The sequence below is a fragment of the Glutamicibacter sp. BW77 genome, from assembly GCF_002332285.1.
GTDB classification, from domain to species: Bacteria; Actinomycetota; Actinomycetes; order Actinomycetales; family Micrococcaceae; genus Glutamicibacter; species Glutamicibacter bergerei.
In genome coordinates this window covers 19,182-37,698 of the sequence record NZ_NRGT01000088.1, presented here as the reverse complement: position 1 = coordinate 37,698, position 18,517 = coordinate 19,182, and the positions used below count along the sequence as shown (strand labels likewise).

At 55.4% G+C, this 18,517-nt stretch carries 18 protein-coding genes; 11 read left to right on the top strand and 7 right to left on the bottom strand.

Annotation, left to right across the window (positions count from 1 at the left end):
- Window positions 1-21: 21 nt before the first annotated feature.
- Window positions 22-1,014: a DNA polymerase III subunit delta gene (holA, locus tag CIK74_RS17705; RefSeq protein WP_096257739.1), complete on the top strand. Its 993-nt coding sequence runs from the start codon at window positions 22-24 to the stop codon at window positions 1,012-1,014.
- On the opposite strand, the gene CIK74_RS17700 is transcribed toward holA, so the two are convergent.
- The 3 genes from CIK74_RS17700 to CIK74_RS17690 form a co-directional block, all read right to left on the bottom strand.
- Window positions 1,011-1,493, bottom strand: coding sequence for an SRPBCC domain-containing protein (locus tag CIK74_RS17700; RefSeq protein ID WP_096257738.1), 483 nt, complete (start codon window positions 1,491-1,493; stop codon window positions 1,011-1,013). The genes holA and CIK74_RS17700 overlap by 4 nt on opposite strands.
- Window positions 1,494-1,587: 94 nt before the next feature.
- Window positions 1,588-1,848: a 30S ribosomal protein S20 gene (gene rpsT / locus CIK74_RS17695; protein WP_096257737.1), complete on the bottom strand. Its 261-nt coding sequence runs from the start codon at window positions 1,846-1,848 to the stop codon at window positions 1,588-1,590.
- Between the two features lie 170 nt (window positions 1,849-2,018).
- The gene (locus tag CIK74_RS17690; RefSeq protein ID WP_096257736.1) at window positions 2,019-2,585 is read right to left on the bottom strand and encodes a type II toxin-antitoxin system PemK/MazF family toxin; all 567 of its coding nucleotides are present in this window, start codon (window positions 2,583-2,585) and stop codon (window positions 2,019-2,021) included.
- 112 nt (window positions 2,586-2,697) lie between these two features.
- Here CIK74_RS17690 and lepA point away from each other — a divergent pair, with 112 nt between their 5' ends.
- The gene (gene lepA / locus CIK74_RS17685; RefSeq protein ID WP_096257735.1) at window positions 2,698-4,542 is read left to right on the top strand and encodes a translation elongation factor 4; all 1,845 of its coding nucleotides are present in this window, start codon (window positions 2,698-2,700) and stop codon (window positions 4,540-4,542) included.
- On the top strand, window positions 4,543-5,772 hold the full coding sequence (gene hemW / locus CIK74_RS17680) for a radical SAM family heme chaperone HemW (RefSeq protein WP_096257734.1): 1,230 nt from the start codon (window positions 4,543-4,545) through the stop codon (window positions 5,770-5,772).
- Between the two features lie 16 nt (window positions 5,773-5,788).
- Here hemW and CIK74_RS17675 read toward each other — a convergent pair whose 3' ends face one another.
- Window positions 5,789-6,190, bottom strand: a complete 402-nt coding sequence (locus tag CIK74_RS17675; protein WP_096257733.1) for a DUF4870 domain-containing protein — start codon at window positions 6,188-6,190, stop codon at window positions 5,789-5,791.
- Between the two features lie 89 nt (window positions 6,191-6,279).
- Window positions 6,280-7,149, bottom strand: coding sequence for a DUF3097 family protein (locus CIK74_RS17670; RefSeq protein ID WP_096257732.1), 870 nt, complete (start codon window positions 7,147-7,149; stop codon window positions 6,280-6,282).
- Between the two features lie 125 nt (window positions 7,150-7,274).
- On the opposite strand from CIK74_RS17670, the gene hrcA reads away from it, so the two are divergent.
- The 3 genes from hrcA to CIK74_RS17655 are packed head-to-tail and all read left to right on the top strand — an operon-like array spanning window position 7,275 to window position 10,243.
- Window positions 7,275-8,288 carry a heat-inducible transcriptional repressor HrcA gene (gene hrcA, locus CIK74_RS17665; RefSeq protein WP_096257731.1) on the top strand — a complete coding sequence of 338 codons (1,014 nt, stop codon included), beginning with the start codon at window positions 7,275-7,277 and terminating at the stop codon, window positions 8,286-8,288.
- Between the two features lie 51 nt (window positions 8,289-8,339).
- Window positions 8,340-9,467 carry a molecular chaperone DnaJ gene (gene dnaJ, locus CIK74_RS17660; protein ID WP_096257730.1) on the top strand — a complete coding sequence of 376 codons (1,128 nt, stop codon included), beginning with the start codon at window positions 8,340-8,342 and terminating at the stop codon, window positions 9,465-9,467.
- A gap of 2 nt (window positions 9,468-9,469) precedes the next feature.
- Window positions 9,470-10,243: a 16S rRNA (uracil(1498)-N(3))-methyltransferase gene (locus CIK74_RS17655; RefSeq protein ID WP_096257729.1), complete on the top strand. Its 774-nt coding sequence runs from the start codon at window positions 9,470-9,472 to the stop codon at window positions 10,241-10,243.
- A 73-nt stretch (window positions 10,244-10,316) separates the two neighbouring features.
- Here CIK74_RS17655 and CIK74_RS17650 read toward each other — a convergent pair whose 3' ends face one another.
- Window positions 10,317-11,129 (bottom strand): GerMN domain-containing protein, encoded by an 813-nt coding sequence (locus CIK74_RS17650; protein WP_096257728.1) that lies wholly within the window; start codon window positions 11,127-11,129, stop codon window positions 10,317-10,319.
- Window positions 11,130-11,527: 398 nt separating this feature from the next.
- Here CIK74_RS17650 and CIK74_RS17645 point away from each other — a divergent pair, with 398 nt between their 5' ends.
- From CIK74_RS17645 to era, 4 genes are read left to right on the top strand one after another with little or no spacing between them, the layout of a single operon-like run.
- Window positions 11,528-12,553 carry a PhoH family protein gene (locus CIK74_RS17645; protein WP_096257727.1) on the top strand — a complete coding sequence of 342 codons (1,026 nt, stop codon included), beginning with the start codon at window positions 11,528-11,530 and terminating at the stop codon, window positions 12,551-12,553.
- Window positions 12,553-13,026 (top strand): rRNA maturation RNase YbeY, encoded by a 474-nt coding sequence (ybeY, locus tag CIK74_RS17640; RefSeq protein WP_096257726.1) that lies wholly within the window; start codon window positions 12,553-12,555, stop codon window positions 13,024-13,026. The genes CIK74_RS17645 and ybeY overlap by 1 nt, the downstream gene beginning before the upstream one ends.
- Window positions 13,027-13,029: 3 nt before the next feature.
- Window positions 13,030-14,322: a hemolysin family protein gene (locus tag CIK74_RS17635; protein WP_096257725.1), complete on the top strand. Its 1,293-nt coding sequence runs from the start codon at window positions 13,030-13,032 to the stop codon at window positions 14,320-14,322.
- A complete protein-coding gene (gene era / locus CIK74_RS17630) occupies window positions 14,312-15,274 on the top strand; it encodes a GTPase Era (protein WP_170947942.1) in 963 nt (320 codons plus the stop codon). Before CIK74_RS17635 ends, era begins: the two co-directional genes overlap by 11 nt.
- A 254-nt stretch (window positions 15,275-15,528) precedes the next feature.
- On the opposite strand, the gene CIK74_RS17625 is transcribed toward era, so the two are convergent.
- Window positions 15,529-16,143 (bottom strand): DUF4286 family protein, encoded by a 615-nt coding sequence (locus CIK74_RS17625; protein ID WP_096257724.1) that lies wholly within the window; start codon window positions 16,141-16,143, stop codon window positions 15,529-15,531.
- Between the two features lie 580 nt (window positions 16,144-16,723).
- On the opposite strand from CIK74_RS17625, the gene leuA reads away from it, so the two are divergent.
- On the top strand, window positions 16,724-18,463 hold the full coding sequence (gene leuA / locus CIK74_RS17620) for a 2-isopropylmalate synthase (RefSeq protein WP_096257723.1): 1,740 nt from the start codon (window positions 16,724-16,726) through the stop codon (window positions 18,461-18,463).
- Window positions 18,464-18,517 lie beyond the last annotated feature (54 nt).

Sequence of the window (18,517 nt, the reverse complement as noted above, 5' to 3'; positions counted from 1 at the left end):
CACGACGCATAAAGGAGCTCGATGGCACGCGCGCAAGCATCCCCGGGAATATCGTGGAGGGATTTAACTCCTCAACCACTGATCCTACTGACCGGATCCGAGCAATATCTGGCTTCCCGGGCGTTCGAACTATTGCGTAGCCAAGCGGCAACACGCGAAGACATTCAACATACGCGGCTCAACGCGGCCACCTATGAGCCCGGAGAACTATTGCTTGCAACGAGCTCCTCGTTGTTCTCTAGCGCCAATCTGGTCGAAGTCCATGACCTCGCCAGCATGAATGAGTACTTCCTCAAAGACGCCTTGAACTACCTCAAAGATCAGGCCCCAGAGAACGTGCTGATTCTGCATTATTCAGGTGGCACTCGAGGCAAAAAATTATTGGACGCCATCAAGGCTGCCGGAGCGCTGATCGTCAATTGCCAACCGATCAAACGAGACGCTGAAAAAATCGATTTTGTGCAGGCCGAGTTTAAGTCCGCCAAACGCCGAATCACTAATGATGCGGTGAAGTCGTTGGTTGCAGCGGTGGGTAATTCGCTGGCAGAGCTTGGATCGAGCTGTCATCAACTAATTCAAGACACCACTGGGACCATCGACCAAGAAGTAGTGGATCGCTATTACGGCGGACGTATTGAAGCGACAGCCTTCAAAGTGGCTGATGCGGCGCTGGCAGGAAATGCGCAGCTCGCCTTAACTACCCTGCGTCATTCGCTGGATACCGGAACTGATCCAATCCCAATTGTTGCAACGTTGGCGATGAAAATTCGTCAATTGGCTAAGGTGCTGGGTGTCAATGAGCCTGCGGCATCGTTAGCTTCAGAACTTGGTATGGCGCCGTGGCAGGTGCAGGCTGCACAGCAGCAAGCCCGCGGGTGGAAGCGTGCGGATGTTGCCTTGTGCATTGAAAATATTGCGCAAACGGATCGCATGGTTAAAGGTGGTGGCCGTTCTCCAGGTTATGCCTTAGAACGTGCCATCTTGTTCATTGCGTCCAAGGCCCCGCAACGTTAGTTCGCCTGCTTGGCGTCTGCGGCTAATTTCTCGTAAAAGGACCAAAAGTCTGTCATTGGACGAGGTGTCCCGCAGAGTAGATCTTCTAGATACTGCAGGTGTGCCTGCCATCCGGTCAGATAATTAGTGGCTTGATCCGACAGCTGACTGTGTACGAGTGATAACTTGGTACCCGTTGAGTTGCCGGTGAGTCGTAATTCCAGCATTGAAAGGTTCTCGTCGGGGAACTTCCAAGTCATGATCAAAAGTTTCCCTGGTTCGCACCGTTGGATTAGGCAAGTGCACCAGTAGTCTGGGGCGTGTTGAATTTCCACAACCTGTCCGACTTCGAAGTTAGCCAAGCGAGGTTCGCCAAGCCACTTGCTTAGCTGGGCACCTTGAGTCCATGCGTGCCATACCTGGTCAGTCGTGACCGGAAACTGCCAGTGATGGATGACCGAGGAGTTCTCGGATCCGATCCAGCTATTGAGTTGAGGCATGCTCACAGGCTAGCGCACGGATGAAAATGGCGGTTAAAACGCAAGATCCCCGAATCCCAAAGGATTCGAGGATCTTGCTGAAGTTTAGCGGTGCTTAGAGGGCGTTAACCTTCTTGGCGATTGCCGACTTACGGTTAGCAGCGTTCTTCTTGTGAAGAACACCCTTGCTAACTGCCTTGTCGAGCTTCTTGCTAGCCAAACGCAGTGCGTCAGTTGCCTTCTCCTTGTCAGCGGTGGCGACTGCCTCGCTGACGTTACGGATAAGGGTCTTGACCTCCGAGCGGACTGCTACGTTACGTAGACGAGCCTTTTCGTTGGTAAGGTTACGCTTCTTCTGGGACTTGATGTTTGCCACTTTAATAAACTCTCTCGTTTATCGTCAAATACGGTCGGTAGAGGGTTCATCCTTCGGGCCATCGACTGAGCGGTGTGGGGCACCTATGGCGACCCAAAGGGGGCGTGTCACCCAACCTGCGTGACACACAAGAATTAACTCTAGCAGAATGGCCGTCTAACAACTAACGCTTAGCGCTGCTTGTTTAGGGTGTTCACCACATTGTTAAAACGCTGCTCATCAAGGAATGCACCCTCACGACGCACCGAACTTTGGCTGAGTCGAATAATTCGATCTAGCTTGACCTCGCTGGGCCGCCGTTCCCGATCCCAATCACCGGTACCGATATCCATGTAGTCCGAATTTCGGTGGCCCTCAAAATTCTTGTCCTTGCTGGTCAGCATCAAGCCTAGGAGCCACTTTCCATCGCGTCCGATAATCAATACCGGGCGGTCCTTGCCTTGGCTGTGATCTTCCTCGTAAGGAACCCAGCCCCAGACAACCTCACCGGGATCTGCTTGGCCGTCAAGATTCGGGTTGTACTCGTAGTGCACGGTGCCTCGAAAGTCTCCGGGATATGCAGAACCGGGCTGAGTAGCTGAGCCGTTGGATGCTGCTTGCGGATGCCGAGATCGGCTTGGTGCCTGAGTTGGCTGACGGGTAGTAGTTGTGCCGGTTGCTCCGTTGCTACGTGAGGAGTTAAAAAGTTTAACCGCACGCAGTGCAAGGGAAAGAATCTTCTGTGCATTCAAAGCCATGATCGACAAACTATCAGGGCGCGCGCTTCCAAATAGGTAGTGACGCGTAAATCATGACAGAATGGAGCCTAATTCCGCGTAAATTCTTAGTTAGTAAATGAGGTCTGTTTAGGTGTCTCCATTGGCCCGCACCGCCCAGGTGCCAGCCGCGACCGATCCGTCGCTCATCCGTAACTTCTGCATTATTGCCCACATCGACCACGGTAAATCAACCTTGGCCGACCGCATGCTGCAGTCCACCGGCGTGGTTTCTTCGCGCGATATGAAGGCCCAGTATCTGGACCGCATGGATATTGAGCGCGAGCGCGGTATCACCATTAAATCGCAGGCAGTGCGCATGCCGTGGGAAGTCGACGGCGTGACCTATGCGCTGAATATGATCGACACGCCAGGACACGTTGACTTCACCTACGAGGTTTCGCGCTCCTTGGCAGCCTGCGAAGGCGCCATTTTGTTGGTTGACGCGGCCCAAGGCATCGAAGCGCAGACCCTGGCTAACCTTTACTTGGCTATCGAGAGTGATCTGAACATCATTCCGGTGCTAAACAAGATCGATTTGCCTAACGCCCAGCCGGAAAAGTATGCCTTAGAATTGGCTAACTTGATCGGTTGCGAAGTTGAAGACGTGCTGAAGGTCTCGGGTAAAACCGGTGAAGGCGTAGAAGACTTGTTAGACGAAGTAATCAAGCAGCTGCCTGCGCCTAAGGGCGTGGCTGACGCTCCGGCTCGAGCAATGATTTTCGACTCGGTGTATGACACCTATCGTGGTGTGGTTACCTATGTTCGTGTGGTTGACGGCATGCTTCGTCCGCGCGAGCGTATTCAGATGATGTCCACCGGCACTACTCACGAACTACTTGAAATCGGCGTTTCAGCACCTAACCCGGTTCCGAGTAAAGGCTTGGGTGTGGGTGAAGTAGGCTACCTGATCACCGGCGTGAAGGACGTCCGCCAGTCCAAGGTTGGCGATACGATCACCAATAGCATCAAGCCTGCCACCGAATCTTTGGGCGGCTATGAGGACCCGAAGCCAATGGTCTTCTCGGGCTTGTATCCGATGGATGGCAGTGACTACCCGGCGCTGCGTGATGCGTTGGATAAGCTCCAGCTCAACGACGCTGCACTGGTTTATGAACCAGAAACGTCGGTAGCACTAGGCTTCGGCTTCCGTGTTGGTTTCTTGGGCCTTTTGCACTTGGAAATCACCCGTGAACGCTTGGAAGCCGAGTTTAATCTCGATCTGATTTCCACCGCTCCAAACGTGGTGTACGAGGTCATGCGTGAAGACAAGGTCATGATCACCGTGACCAACCCATCGGAGTTCCCAGAAGGCAAGATTCTTGAGGTTCATGAACCTCTGGTTTCTGCGACTATCCTTGCACCAGCTGAATTTATTGGTTCGGTGATGGAACTGTGCCAGGGCCGTCGTGGCACGTTGCGCGGTATGGACTACCTCAGCGAGGAGCGCGTAGAAATGCGCTACACCTTGCCACTGGCGGAGATCGTGTTCGACTTCTTCGATCACCTCAAGTCCCGCACCCGCGGATATGCCTCCTTGGATTGGAAGGCCGACGGCCAGCAAATTGCTGACCTAGTCAAGGTCGATATCTTGTTGCAAGGTGAGCAGGTCGACGCTTTCAGTGCGATCACCCACCGCGACAAGGCCTACGCATACGGTGTCATGATGACCGGAAAGCTGCGTGAACTGATCCCGCGCCAACAGTTTGAGGTGCCAATTCAGGCAGCTATCGGCTCACGCATTATTGCTCGTGAATCCATTCGAGCTATTCGCAAGGACGTGCTAGCCAAGTGCTACGGTGGCGATATTAGCCGTAAGCGCAAGCTGCTTGAAAAGCAGAAGGCCGGTAAGAAGCGTATGAAGATGGTCGGTCGTGTGGAGGTTCCGCAGGAAGCCTTCATCGCCGCCCTATCCACTGGTGAAGAGAAAAAGAAGTAAATGCCCTCAGTTTTGCCTGACGGCGATCCGGCTCCGGCCGATGGTCTGCTCCCCGCATTATGCTCGCACAATGCGCAGGAGCGGACCATGTCCTTCTACGTGCATATTCCGTTTTGCACTGTGCGTTGCGGTTATTGCGACTTCAACACCTATACAGCGAAGGAACTTGGTTCTGGCTCCAGCCAGGCCAGCTATGCTGCCACGGTCAGCCAGGAAATCAGTTTCGCCCGCGGCGTGATGGACAAGTCTGACATTGCGCATCGCGAGATTGAAACCGTATTTTTCGGGGGTGGCACCCCGACCTTGCTACCCGCTAGTGACCTTGTTTCGGTATTAGGACGCATTAGCAGTGAATTCGGGCTCAAACCCGGTGCCGAGGTCACCACCGAGGCGAACCCCGATTCGGTGACCCGTGAAAGTCTTCAAGAGCTTAAAGATGGCGGATTTACTCGAGTCTCCTTTGGGATGCAGTCTGCAGTTCCCCATGTGTTGGCGGTCCTAGAACGTACCCATGACCCCAAGCGCGTTCCACAGGTAGTTCAGTGGGCACGCGAGGTGGGCTTGGACGTGAGCGTGGATTTGATCTATGGAACGCCGGGGGAGTCGGTGGAGGACTGGCGTGCCAGTATCGAGGCGGCGCTATCCTACGAACCTGATCATATTTCTGCCTACGCGCTCATCATCGAAGAGGGAACTAAACTGGCGGCGCAAATTCGGCGCGGACAGGTTCCTAATATTGATGATGATGATCATGCCGAAAAGTATCAGCTAGCCGATGAGATGTTCGCTGCAGCCGGTTACCAATGGTACGAAGTCAGCAACTGGGCCAAGGGTGACGAGCATGCTTGTCGTCATAACGTTGCGTACTGGCAAGGTGGTGACTGGTGGGGCGCAGGCCCTGGAGCGCACTCGCACGTGGGCGGATTGCGCTGGTGGAATGTGAAGCATCCTGCCGCTTACCAACAGCGTGTCGACGGTGGCATCTCTCCGGGACACGGTCGCGAGTTCCCTGACGCCGAAGCAGTCCAGTTAGAGCGAACGATGCTCCTGACCCGACTCAGCAGCGGAATGCTTATCGCAGAGCTTGATGAGCATGGCCGGAAGGCTGTGGCAGGTTTAATCGCCGATGAGTTGATTGATCCGAAAGCTGCTTTTGCTGGATCTGTGGTGTTAACGCAACGAGGCCGGCTCTTGGCCGACCTGGTTGTTCGTGAGTTGTTAGATTTCTAAAACATAGAAAAGTTAGTTACTTCATCAACCGCAGGTTAACGAGATAACGGTATGGGCGTCCCTTATTGACCTGAATGGCGGCATGGGCGCCCATTAGCGTCATGTAGACCCACAGTGCCACGGTGAGTACAGCGAAGATCCAACCGATGCCCGGGATCAGGGTGAGCACGTTCAGAATGATTGCCAAGATAGTCAACGGGAACGTGAAGTTGAACGCTTCCTTTGACTCCTGAGAAGTGAAGGGCCCGCGGTCGCGGTACACCGCAAAGATGATGGCCGCTGGGATGCAACCTAGTATGGCGCCGAAGTGCGACATCATTGCCCATTGGCGGTCCTCGGAAGGAGACAAGGGTAAAGCTGAGACCTTGGAACCTTCGAAACGTGAATTCTCCGGCGGTACGGTCTTGCGTGTTGTCACGTGGCTCTTCCTTGTCTCGATAGGGTGATGCTCCAATTCTATCGAGGTTCTAGCGATGTAAAGGCCAACCCGCCCTGAAACTCCAACTATTAGTCAATCGTTAGGAAACCGTAATCTTCACTGGTGAGGAAATCGATCAGCTCCTCAACCTTGCCTAACAGCTGTGGTTCTAGCTGAGAATAGTGGTCAACGTGGGAAAGGATGCGTTGCCAGCCCAGACCAATATCCTCTGCTGTGGAGTGTGGCCAACCGAACTCCCGTAATATTCCGGTTTTCCAGTCGGTGCCGCGCGCAATGACCGGCCATTTCGTAATATTAAGCGCCGAGGGTTTAACCGCCTGCCAGACATCGACGTACGGATGGCCCAGGATCAGCACATGTTGCGCTGCTCCGGGGACCCGCATTGCTTCCTTGACGATGTGTTCTTCTTTGGTTCCAGAAATAAGGTGATCCACTAGGATCCCCAAGCGCCGTTCCGGTGAAGGATTAAACGCTCGGATTGCTCCGGCAAGATCATCAACTCCGTGTAAGGGCTCCACCACAATGCCTTCAACGCGCAGGTCATGGCCCCAGACTTTTTCGACCAACTCTGCGTCGTGTTTACCTTCGACCCAAATACGACTGGCCCGGGCGGTACGAGCTTTCAGGTCAGTGACCGCACGAGAACCGGATGCCGAAACTAACTTCTTAGGTGCTGCCGCTTTAGGCTGCGGTTCTACGATCTCGACCGGTTCTCCTTCGAGCAGGAATCCGAACCCGGCCTGGAATGAACGTGTCTTGCCGCGACGGTCCTCCAGCACGATGACACGCATTCCTCCGGACTTTTCGGTGCGAACCACTTCACCGACCCATCCGCTGTCCACGTCTTCCAATAACAAACCGACGGACACCGGAATTTGACGCAGTTTTTTGGGTGCTGGTGCACTGAGGTCTTGCGCTCCCCAGGAGTAATTGGACACGTACTGCCTTTCGCTGTGATCGAATACGCTCGAAATCCAATGCTAGCAACCGATGAACGTATTAGACTTGGCACTTGATAGGTTCGAGTGCCAAAACCTTGCGTGGTTTCATAGGAGGTGTTGAGGTGAGTGAGTTTCGACGGCTAGACGTCTTGCGCGCCATTGTGGAGGACTACGTCCAGTCGCATGAACCAGTTGGGTCCAAGGCATTGCTCGATCGTCATAACCTCGGAGTCTCCGCGGCGACGATCCGTAACGACATGGCATTGCTGGAAGAAGAAGGGCTGATCGCGGCTCCGCACACCTCTTCAGGGCGTATTCCCACGGAGAAGGGCTACCGCCGTTTTGTTGATCAGATAGGTGAGCTGAAGCCGCTGTCTAGGGCCGAACGCGAAGCGATCAATAAGATCTTAGATAGCTCCCAAGATCTCGACGAGGTACTCCATAGCACCGTTCGGTTGTTGGCACGCCTGACAAACCAAGTCGCCCTAATTCAAGTGCCACACTATGACACTGCGTCGTTGCGAAATTTGGATCTTGTGGGATTAGGCTCCGCGCAGGTGTTGATGGTGATGATTGCCTCTAATGGGACCGTAGATCAGCGAATGATCTCGACCGCGAGAGCTTATAGCGACGAGGAACTGCACGCGCTGAAGCTGACTTTGCTTAACGCTCTGGGCGGAAGGCAACTTGCTGAGCTCGTGGGAAGCCTAAAGTTGGACACAGTCCCGCCACAGCTTCACGAAGATCCTTTGTTCGAATCGATCGTCGATAGCTTGCAGGAAATGGCACGAGCCGCGAATGCACAGCGCATCGTGATGGCCGGTACTGCTAATCTGGCGCGTTCCTCGGGTGACTTCCCGCTGACGCTGACCCCAGTTCTGGAAGCCTTAGAAGAGCAGGTAGTTTTGCTTAAGCTATTTTCCGAGCTGGAAGCTGACTCACGTGGTGTAGCGGTGACCATTGGTACCGAACATCATTACGGACAGTTATCCGATGCAACGGTGATTGCCACAACCTATGGTTCGGACGCACGTAGCAAACTGGGCGTACTTGGACCGACCAGAATGAATTACCCTTCATCGATGGCATCGGTACGCGCGGTAGCGCGCTACCTATCGAAGATTTTGACGAATTAGTTTTCGTCGCCACTAAAATTTTTATTTTTACGAAAGGACACGGCGAATATCGTGAGCTCGCATTACGAGACGCTGGGTGTTGCTAAGGATGCGACCCCGCAGGAAATCAAGAGTGCCTACCGCAAACTGGCACGCAAGTTGCACCCCGATGTGAACCCCAGTGAAGGTGCTGCTGAGCAATTTAAGCTGGTCACCCGCGCCTACGAGGTCCTTTCAGATGAAAAGAAGCGCGCCAACTTTGACGCGACCGGGGACCTCAATGGCAACGGTCAGCAAGGTTTCGGTGGTGGCGGCGGTCAGAACTTCGGTGGTTTTGGCGATATCTTCGAACAGTTCTTTGGCGGGGGACAAGCCCAGGGGCCGGCCTCACGTACGCAGGCTGGCCGCGACGCGCTGATCACCATCACCATTGATTTGGAAGACGCGGTCAAGGGCACCGTCTACCCGCTGGAAATGGAAACCGCTGTTACCTGTAAGGCCTGTGACGGTTCATGCTGCCGCCCAGGCACCAGCCCGGTCACCTGTGAAACCTGCCATGGTGCGGGTCAGATCCAGCGGCCGGTGCGTTCCTTCCTCGGACAGATGATGACCGTTGAAACTTGCCCTGCCTGCCGCGGGTTCGGTACCACTATCCCTGATCCATGTAATGAATGTAATGGTGAAGGCCGCGTGCGCGAGCACGTGTCGAAGTCGCTGAATATTCCTGCTGGTGTTGATTCGGGAACCCGAATTCAGCTCCGTGGTCAGGGCGAAGCCGGTCCTGGTGGGGGACCGAACGGTAACCTCTTCGTTGAGGTTGATGTTCGTCGCCACAAGGTGTTTGAGCGCGCACAAACCGATCTGCATGCGAAGATGACCATTCCTATGACCGCTGCCGCCTTGGGCTGTGAACTGAAGCTTGAAACCTTCGATGGCGAGCAGCAGATCAATGTCGAGTCCGGTGCCCAAGATGGGGATACCATGACGCTTCCAGGCCTTGGTGTACCACGCCTACGCGGTGGCAAGCGTGGTGACGTAATCGTGCACTTGCAGGTGGAAACCCCAACCAAGTTGGATGCTGCACAGCGTGAGCTGCTTGAACAGCTCGCAGAACTTCGTGGGGAAAAGCTCACCTCGGGTCGCGTTGAGCAGTCCGGCGGGATGTTCTCCCGGTTGCGCGATAAGTTGAACCAGCGCTAACCATGAGCAATCACAGCTTTGTGATCTCCGCGGAGCAAGGTGCACTAGCCCTGGTGGGGGAAACTCTAGAACTCACCGGTGCTGAAGCCCATCATGCGGTGGCCGTGAAACGTGTGTCTTCCGGCGAAGAGCTTGATCTGCTCGATGGTACCGGTTTGCGTTTGCGCGTTAAAGTGTTGGACGCGTCCAAGGAGTTGTTGCGCGTCATCGTGCTTGAACGTTTACAGGAAGTTCCTCCGGCACACCGAATTGGACTGGTTCAGGCTTTAGCTAAGGGTGACCGTGACCTGCAGGCCGTGGAGTCAGCCGTGGAGCTCGGTGTGTTTACGGTCCGTCCGTGGCAGGCAGATCGGTCCATCGTGCGATGGAGCGGAAGTAAGACCGAGAAGGCAATGGCTAAGTGGCGTTCGCTAGTGCGTTCGGCGCAGAAGCAATCACGTCGTGCTTTTGAACCTGAAGTCTTGGAACCGGTTAATACCAAGACTCTGAGTACCCAGATTCGCCACTTGTGCGAATCCGGTGAGTTAGTTTTGATTCTTCATGAGGCAGCACAACTATCTGTCGCGCAAGAAACGCAGAACTGGCTAAGCCAGGCGTCCAAGCAGGCCGGTGTCACCTTGGTGGTCGGACCCGAAGGCGGTATAAGTGACGCTGAGCTTGAACAGTTTGTTGCTGCTGGTGCCCGCCCAGCCTTGCTAGGGCAGCATGTCTTGCGTGCTTCGACCGCAGGACCTGCAGCCTTGGTCCTGGTTCGGCACCTGCTGGGTGAGTTGTAAACCGTTAAACAAAAAATGTTCAGTACAACCAAGTGGTTGTGCTGAACATTTTTGTGGCTCAACGAGCCGAAATTTACTTGATGGTGAACTCACTGGACACCGAAGCGATTTTCTTCGTGGACCCGTTTTCCTGTCCCCAGAAGGTCAGCTTGTAGGAGCCCACTCCTAGTTGAGTGGTGAAGCTGAATGAGCCATCTTGTTTGATCGACGATGCTTCGATAGCCTCAGCAGCGGTCAACACGGTCAGCTTGCCTGTTTTGTCCTTGCTTTCCAGACTGTAGTAGACGCCGTCGGTAAAGTTGGCGGTTCGCCCGGAGAATTTGATTTGCCCGGCCTTATTCGTGGCGCCAAATTGCGGATCGATAATCCAAATTGGCGCCATGAAGCTTGCATCTCGTTCGTATGAATCTGCGAGTCGTAAGTCTCCGAAAACCGTTGCATTAGCTTGACCGTCAACCAGGATTTTTACCTTCGGAGGCAATGTGCCAATGAACAGACCCGCGTTAGAAGCGGCAGCGGTTGAAGTGAAGACTAGTTGCTGAATGCTGCGCTCGGACAGTCCGCGGTCGAGTTTAGCGCTGAAGACCTTAGCCGGAAGATCAAGGGTAATGACGTTTTCCTTGTTCATGGACACGCCAACTTCGCTTGATGGTTTCAGATGTGTGTACCACTCAGGATTTACTGACTTTTCATTAAGCAGGTAGGAGATGGAATCTCCAATGGGCTCACCAGTCATATTTTTTGCAGCGTATTCACGGTAGAGATATACGCCAAGATCCGTGTTTTCTAGCCAATAGATAGGCAACCGGTCAATTGATGAATGATGTTCAACCGAGTCGCTTGCAGCGGGTAGGGACAGCGACGTGGCGGTCGAGCTAATCGGCATCTGGTGTGATTCCTCGCGCGAAGCAAGACCACAGCCGGCTGCCGCGACGAGACTTAGGCTGACTCCAATAACGGCAACCCGCTTTGAAACCATTCTCGTGAATCTACCCTGCACTACTTACCAATCCGTTGATCAATCGTTTAACGTCGGGGCATTAAATGCCCTGACGCTCAAATAGTTTGGCACACGAAGCTGAGCAAAAAAGCGGAAATCTGGCGTTTCGACGCATTCTTAACCAAATCTATACCTTGGCCACCAGTGATACTTAAGAAACACTTCAGATGCATTGAGCCCTTGCTCATGGCGAAAATCTTCCCGAAGGCTGACCGTCATGGATAGACTGTAAGGTACGAGAACGAACCATCGCCAAGCTTTATAAAAGGGGCACTAAGCACTGCATGCAGGTTGAACATAATAAGGTACCGGCCGAGTCAGACTCCGCGTCCATGACCATCACCTTCGAGACTCCCGAACTTATGGTCGCGACGCTAGGTCCTAGTGATGAATTATTGCGCATCCTGACAGGTGCTTATCCTTTGGTGCAGTTCCGCCCTAGCGGTGCCACCTTGACCTTGATCGGCGAACCTATCCAGGTACGTAAAGCGCAGCGGGTTACCGAAGAAGCACGGGCCTTAGCCAGCCGCGGTTCGCGGATGAGCGCAGATACGATCGAGCAAATCATTAAGATGCTCTCTGCCGGCGGTGGTGATACACCCACCGACGTGCTGGGCCTGAAGATCCTTTCTGGACGTGGCCGATCGATTCGACCTAAGACGCTGAATCAAAAAGGTTATGTCGACGCGATCGAGGACAACACCATCACCTTTGGTGTGGGTCCAGCCGGTACCGGTAAAACTTTCCTTGCGATGGCCATGGCGGTGGCAGCCTTGCAAGCCAAGGAAGTGAGTCGAATTATCTTGACCCGCCCGGCGGTAGAAGCGGGGGAGAAGCTAGGCTTCCTTCCCGGAAGCTTGACCGAAAAAATTGACCCGTACCTGCGTCCGCTTTACGACGCTTTGCACGAGATGATCGACCCGGAGACCATTCCGCGTCTTATCGAAGCTGGAACGATTGAGGTGGCCCCGCTCGCTTACATGCGCGGGCGCACACTCAATGATGCATTTGTCATTCTGGACGAGGCGCAGAACACCACCAGCGAGCAAATGAAAATGTTCCTCACTCGTTTGGGCTTCGGATCCAAAATGGTGATCACTGGGGACGTGACTCAAGTGGATCTGCCAGGAAACGCGGTCTCCGGATTAGCCATGGTCATCGAAGTGCTCGAAGATATTGATGACATCAAGCTGTGCCGGCTGGATGCCGGGGACGTGGTGCGTCATCGACTGATCGCAGACATTGTCACGGCTTATGACCGTTGGGATACCAAAAAACGTGAACAACACTCTCGGGGACGGACCAAGTAATGAGCGTGGAAGTAAACAACGAAACCGACTATGAGGTGGACCTGCACGATGTGCAGAAACTCGCCGACTCGATTACCGAGGTGATGTTCATCCACCCGGAAACCGAAGTTTCTATCGTCTTCATTGATGAAGATGCGATGAGCGAATTGCACGTGGAGTGGATGGACCTAGAAGGTCCCACCGACGTGATGAGCTTCCCCATGGATGAACTTCGGCCAGGTTCCGAAACCGCTCCGTCGGAAAGCGGGATCTTAGGCGACATCGTGATCTGCCCAACCATCGCCGAGGCTCAGGCGAAGGCTGGCGGGCATGCGGTCCATGATGAGATTTTGCTGCTCACCACTCACGGCATGTTGCACCTGATGGGCTTCGACCACGAAGAACCAGAGGAAAAGGCCGAAATGTTCACCCTGCAGCGCCGACTACTCGAAGGCTACACCGGCCGCCCAGCACCGAAAGAAACGGTGGAATAGCCGGTGGGCGCAGTACTACTCATTTTGGCATTGGTCTTCATGGCCAGCGCCGCAATTTTAACGGCCGCCGACTCAGCTTTCTACGCATTGTCGCGTAATGCGGCCGAGCGGTTGCGCAGCGAATCAGACTCAAAGTCGCTGAGTCGCATCCTTGACGACACCGAGTCCCACGCCCAAGCAATCCGCTTCTGGCGTATCTGGTTTGAAACCGCCTCCGCGGTGGCGGTAGCCCTACTGGCGGCCCGCTGGATCGAAAACCTCTGGCTAGCCGGACTACTGGCCACCGTGGTGATGGCGGCCATCGGTTTTGTGCTGGTGAGCGTGTCACCTCGGCGTTATGGACGTTCCAATGCTCGCAACGTGGTTCGTACGACGGCACCAATGGTGCGCCTGTTGCGCCTATTATTGGGTCCGATCACCAATTGGCTGGCCAGCATCGGTACCGCGATGAGCCCGGGAACGGGTAACGACGAAGACGGTTACCTTGGCAAAGAACGCCTACGCGACATGGTGGATCGCGCCAGCGAAGGCGAAGACCTTGACGAAGAATCTGCCGAACTAATCTCCTCGGTAATGGACCTGGAAGAAACCAACGTGCGTGCGGTCATGGTGCCGCGCACCGACATGGTGGTGCTCACCGGGGAACACACGATTAACAGTGCGCTGGAACTGTTTATGGCCTCCGGCTATTCACGGATCCCACTGATCGGCGAAGATACCGACGACATTCAAGGCATCATCTACCTCAAGGACGTGATCTCCGAGATCCACGGCCTGCAGCAGGCGGAGCGTCTGGAAGATCTGGCCCGGCCGGTACGCTTTGTGCCCGAATCAAAAAATGCCGCAGACCTTCTTCAAGAACTGCAGCAAGAAGCCATTCACCTCGCGGTGGTGATTGATGAGTATGGTGGCACCGCCGGGTTGGTCACACTTGAAGATCTGATCGAAGAGATCGTCGGCGAAATTGACGACGAATATGACCGCTCACGTAACGAGATCATCGAGAATCCAGACGGTTCGCTGTTCGCCATGGCCTCGGTGTCCATCGATGATGTGGCAGATCACTTCGACGTGCTGATCGATGATGAAGATGTTGACACCGTCGGTGGGTTACTCTCGAAGGTGCTGGAATCCGTTCCAGTACTCGGCTCCACCGCCGATGTTCACGGACTGCGGCTGACCGTGGTGGCCCTCGCGGGTCGCCGAAACCGTATTGGCAAAATCCATGTAGAGCGTCTGGAAACGGACGCATCCGACCATAATGAGAACAACGAGGTATCCGCCGATGAGCGATAACGAGAAAATGATGCCCACCAGTGGCTGGCCCGAGAACTTCCGTTCGGGTTTCACCTCTTTTGTGGGACGCCCGAATGCCGGCAAATCGACGCTAACCAACGCGCTAGTCGGCCAGAAAGTCGCGATCACCTCGGCTAAGCCGCAGACCACGCGGCACACCATCCGCGGTATCGTGCACCGCGAAGACGCCCAGCTGATCCTGGTTGATACCCCCGGCTTGCACCGTCCGCGCACCTTGCTAGGTCAGCGCCTCAACGACTTGGTCGCACAGACGCTATCTGAGGTGGATGCCATTGGTTTCTGCTTGCCGGCCAATGAGAAGATCGGCCCCGGTGACCGCTTTATCGCCACCCAGCTGGCGCAATTGCAGCGCAAGCCAATCATCGCCCTAGTCACCAAGGCGGACCTGGTTGACCGCGAACAGCTCGCCGCGCAGCTAATGTCGGTGGCCGAACTGGGTGTGGAACAGTTTGGCGAAGATGGTTTTGCAGCCATCATCCCGGTTTCCGCAGTCAAGGAATTCCAGGTTCAAGAGGTCGCAAACGTGCTCGTGGAGCACCTGCCGAAGGGCCCACCACTGTACCCGGACGGTGAACTCACCGACGAGCCTGAGCTGAAGATGGTCGCCGAACTTATTCGTGAGGCTGCCCTTGAAGGTGTACACGACGAGCTGCCACACTCTTTGGCTGTAGTGGTCGAAGAAATGATCCCACGCGAGGGACGCAGCGAAGACAAGCAGTTGATCGACATTCACGTCTCGTTGTTTGTGGAACGTTCAAGCCAGAAGGCGATCATCATCGGCAAGGGCGGATCACGCCTGCGCGAGGTGGGATCCAACGCGCGCCAGGGCATTGAAAAGCTTTTGGGTACCAAGGTCTTCTTGGACCTGCACGTGAAGGTTGCCAAGGACTGGCAGCGCGACCCGAAGCAGCTTGGCCGTTTGGGCTTCTAAGCACAGCCTGGCATGAGCCGCCGGCCCCCGGATCACCTCAGCTCGAGGAGATCCGGGGGCCGGTTTTTTAGCCGGCCGAGGGTGGCGGATACCGCAAAAAACCATAACCTGACTGGGCTTCGTGTGCCGGTGTGTGGCGAGCTGGGCGCACGTCCCGTTGTTTCACCGTGTTTAAGCAGCGCGCCAAGACGCAACTGCGTAGCCTGGCTCGGAGTGCTTACCCGCGTGCATCAGTGTCTCGTCTGTGCGAGCCGCTAGCGCAGTCGCTTGAGCATGAGCCGACGTGGTTTGACGAACTTCTGGTGGATCCGATCGCGCCACGGCGTTGCGACGGCATCACGCCACGCATCATTGCCGTGCACGTCTTCACTGCTCAAGTCATAGCCGGCGAGATATCGCGGGGAGCCATCGGTCCGGCAGCGGGCTGCGTGCGCGGTGCCCGTGACCGCGGCCAGGCGCGGCAGGTGCTCGCGATCGAACCACTGGTTGAACTCGTCTTCGTCATCTACCGGGATGTCCGTTTGTGACGTGTAGTGCCAGGGTTGGAGCCCGCCCTGTGCTGCGTCCCCGATCGAGAGCAGAGCCTGTAGACGGCGAAGACGGAACGCCTGGGTGGCATTGTCGCTGGTCCCTAGGAGCCTGGCCAGGAACGCCGCCGGGTCACCCGGGGTGCCCAAATCACTCACCTGTTGCCGGGAAACGTAGATCCACGTTTCGCGCTCCGAGATGGCGGTGAGGATATCGACTGGCACCTCTGGTACCGCTTGCCGCGCCCGACGCGCGTCTGCCTCGGTCCACCGTAGCCCCGGGATCTCAAATAGCAGGGTTTGTTCGGCGGGGTCCGGCGCTCCGGTTTGGTTCAGGTCCAAGGGAATTTCCTTTCTAGGATGGGTTACTGTCTGCGATGACATCCTGTTCACCCTATCGAGTGAGCCTCCTGGATTGTCCGAGGTGGTTCAGGCGCCTTCGGCGAGGTGGCGGATTACGTCGGCGGCGGAGCCTGTCAGGGCGTTGCGCCATCTGGGTGCAGATCGGTGAACCCTTTGCGTAGCGATCGGGCCGGCCGCCACAAGCCCGGCAATTCCTGCCCTGATGATGATCGTCTTCATCCGTTGCCTTCCTCAGCCTGGTTGCCCCGGCCGGTGTGCAATTCGCCCTGAGCTCCTATTGTTCGCGCATTTCACCCGAAGTGTCCATGGATATCGAGCCGATCCCGAGGATCGCTTCCCCGCCTGATGTCCACTATTTGACACAATTGAGTAGCAAATCACGGTGCTCAACAAACCGGTGTTATGCTCAAAATGTGCATTTCGAGCTTCTACTTCTAATCTGCCGCTGCGAGGATCCAAGAGACCGTTAGTGGTCAATTCGGCCGACCTTCTCGCCGCGGAGTAGCTCACGTCTGGCCCCACACAACTAAGCACCAACATTGTCTAGGGGATAACCGAAATGCAGAACATGCAAAAATCTTCGAACATGCCAGTCCACAAGTATGTTCCATTCCAGGATCAGATCGAAGTCAACCTTCCAGATCGCACCTGGCCAGATAAGTACATTACGAAGGCTCCACGCTGGTGCGCGGTTGACCTGCGTGATGGAAACCAGGCGCTCATCGACCCGATGAGTCCAGAGCGCAAGCACAAGATGTTTGACCTGTTGGTCCAAATGGGTTTCAAGGAAATCGAAGTCGGTTTCCCTTCCGCTTCGCAGACCGACTTTGACTTTGTCCGTCAGCTGATCGAACGCGGCATCCCTGATGACGTCACCATCCAGGTGTTGACCCAATCCCGCGAACACCTGATCGAGCGCACCTATGAGGCGCTCGAGGGCGCCAAGCAGGCAATCGTTCACCTGTACAATTCCACCTCGATCCTGCAGCGCGAAGTTGTCTTCCGCCAAGACGAGGATGGCATCGTTGATATCGCGGTACAGGGTGCACGCCTGTGCAAGAAGTACGAAGAGCAGCTGACCGGTACCAAGATCACCTATGAGTACTCACCAGAGTCCTACACTGGCACCGAACTGGCATTCGCCAAGCGAATTTCCGAGGCTGTAGCCGAAGTTTTGGAAGCCAGCCCGGAGAACAAGATGATCTTGAATCTGCCGGCCACCGTAGAAATGGCTACCCCGAACGTGTACGCGGATTCGATCGAGTGGATGCACCGCAACTTGGCGAACCGTGACTCGATTATCTTGTCGCTGCACCCACACAATGACCGTGGAACCGGTGTTGCTGCCGCTGAGCTGGGTTACCTGGCTGGCGCGGATCGCATCGAAGGCTGCCTGTTCGGCAACGGTGAACGTACCGGCAACGTCGACCTGGTAACCCTGGGCATGAACATGTTCGGTCAGGGCGTGGATCCACAGATCGATTTCTCCGATATGGACCACATCCGCCGCACCGTCGAATACTGTAACCAGTTGCCAGTTCCAGAACGCAGCCCATACGGTGGCGACCTGGTCTTCACTGCTTTCTCCGGATCCCACCAGGATGCGATCAAGAAGGGCTTGGAGGCGATGGGCGCAAAGGCCACCGCCGCGGGCAAGGAACTGAACGATATGGTCTGGGCCGTCCCATACCTGCCGATCGATCCGATGGATATTGGTCGTTCCTACGAAGCAGTGATCCGCGTGAACTCACAGTCCGGCAAGGGCGGTGTGGCTTACCTGCTGAAAAACGATTACAACTTGGATCTGCCACGTCGTGCGCAAATCGAGTTCTCCGGAGTAATTCAGAAGAAGACCGAAACCGAAGGCGGCGAGGTTTCCTCGTCCACTATTTGGAACGTCTTCCAGGACGAGTACCTGCCAGTCAGCGAAGACTCTGGATTGGATGCCTGGGGTTATTACCAGATTGCGTCGGCGACCGCTGCCTCGGCCGAAGACGGAAGCTTCCAGTTGGACGTGAAGCTGATCATCGATGGGGTAGCGCATGAGCGTAGCGCCCAAGGCAACGGTCCCTTGTCCGCTTTGGTCAAGATGCTCAACGACGATGGAGTAGACCTGCGCGTCTTGGACTACACCGAGCACGCAATGAGCGAAGGCGGCAACGCGCGTGCTGCTTCATTTGTTGAATGCGCCGTCGGCGATCGCATCCTGTGGGGCGTGGGGATGGACACCAATACCAACATCTCGGCTCTGAAGGCAGTGGTATCTGCCGTCAACCGCGCGATTCGCGACGCTGCTTAGCTACCTACCGCAAGCATCAAAATGCCAGGAACCCTTTGGTTCCTGGCATTTTTG

Excerpts from the sequence above, each read along its gene's own strand:
- era (WP_170947942.1), top strand. The coding sequence starts at position 14,312 with ATGAGCGATAACGAGAAAATGATGCCCACCAGTGGCTGGCCCGAGAAC.
- CIK74_RS17655 (WP_096257729.1), top strand. The coding sequence starts at position 9,470 with ATGAGCAATCACAGCTTTGTGATCTCCGCGGAGCAAGGTGCACTAGCC.
- leuA (WP_096257723.1), top strand. The coding sequence starts at position 16,724 with ATGCAGAACATGCAAAAATCTTCGAACATGCCAGTCCACAAGTATGTT.
- CIK74_RS17690 (WP_096257736.1), bottom strand. The coding sequence starts at position 2,585 with ATGGCTTTGAATGCACAGAAGATTCTTTCCCTTGCACTGCGTGCGGTT.
- CIK74_RS17700 (WP_096257738.1), bottom strand. The coding sequence starts at position 1,493 with ATGCCTCAACTCAATAGCTGGATCGGATCCGAGAACTCCTCGGTCATC.
- CIK74_RS17650 (WP_096257728.1), bottom strand. The coding sequence starts at position 11,129 with ATGCCGATTAGCTCGACCGCCACGTCGCTGTCCCTACCCGCTGCAAGC.
- ybeY (WP_096257726.1), top strand. The coding sequence starts at position 12,553 with ATGAGCGTGGAAGTAAACAACGAAACCGACTATGAGGTGGACCTGCAC.
- holA (WP_096257739.1), top strand. The coding sequence starts at position 22 with ATGGCACGCGCGCAAGCATCCCCGGGAATATCGTGGAGGGATTTAACT.
- CIK74_RS17645 (WP_096257727.1), top strand. The coding sequence starts at position 11,528 with ATGCAGGTTGAACATAATAAGGTACCGGCCGAGTCAGACTCCGCGTCC.
- hemW (WP_096257734.1), top strand. The coding sequence starts at position 4,543 with ATGCCCTCAGTTTTGCCTGACGGCGATCCGGCTCCGGCCGATGGTCTG.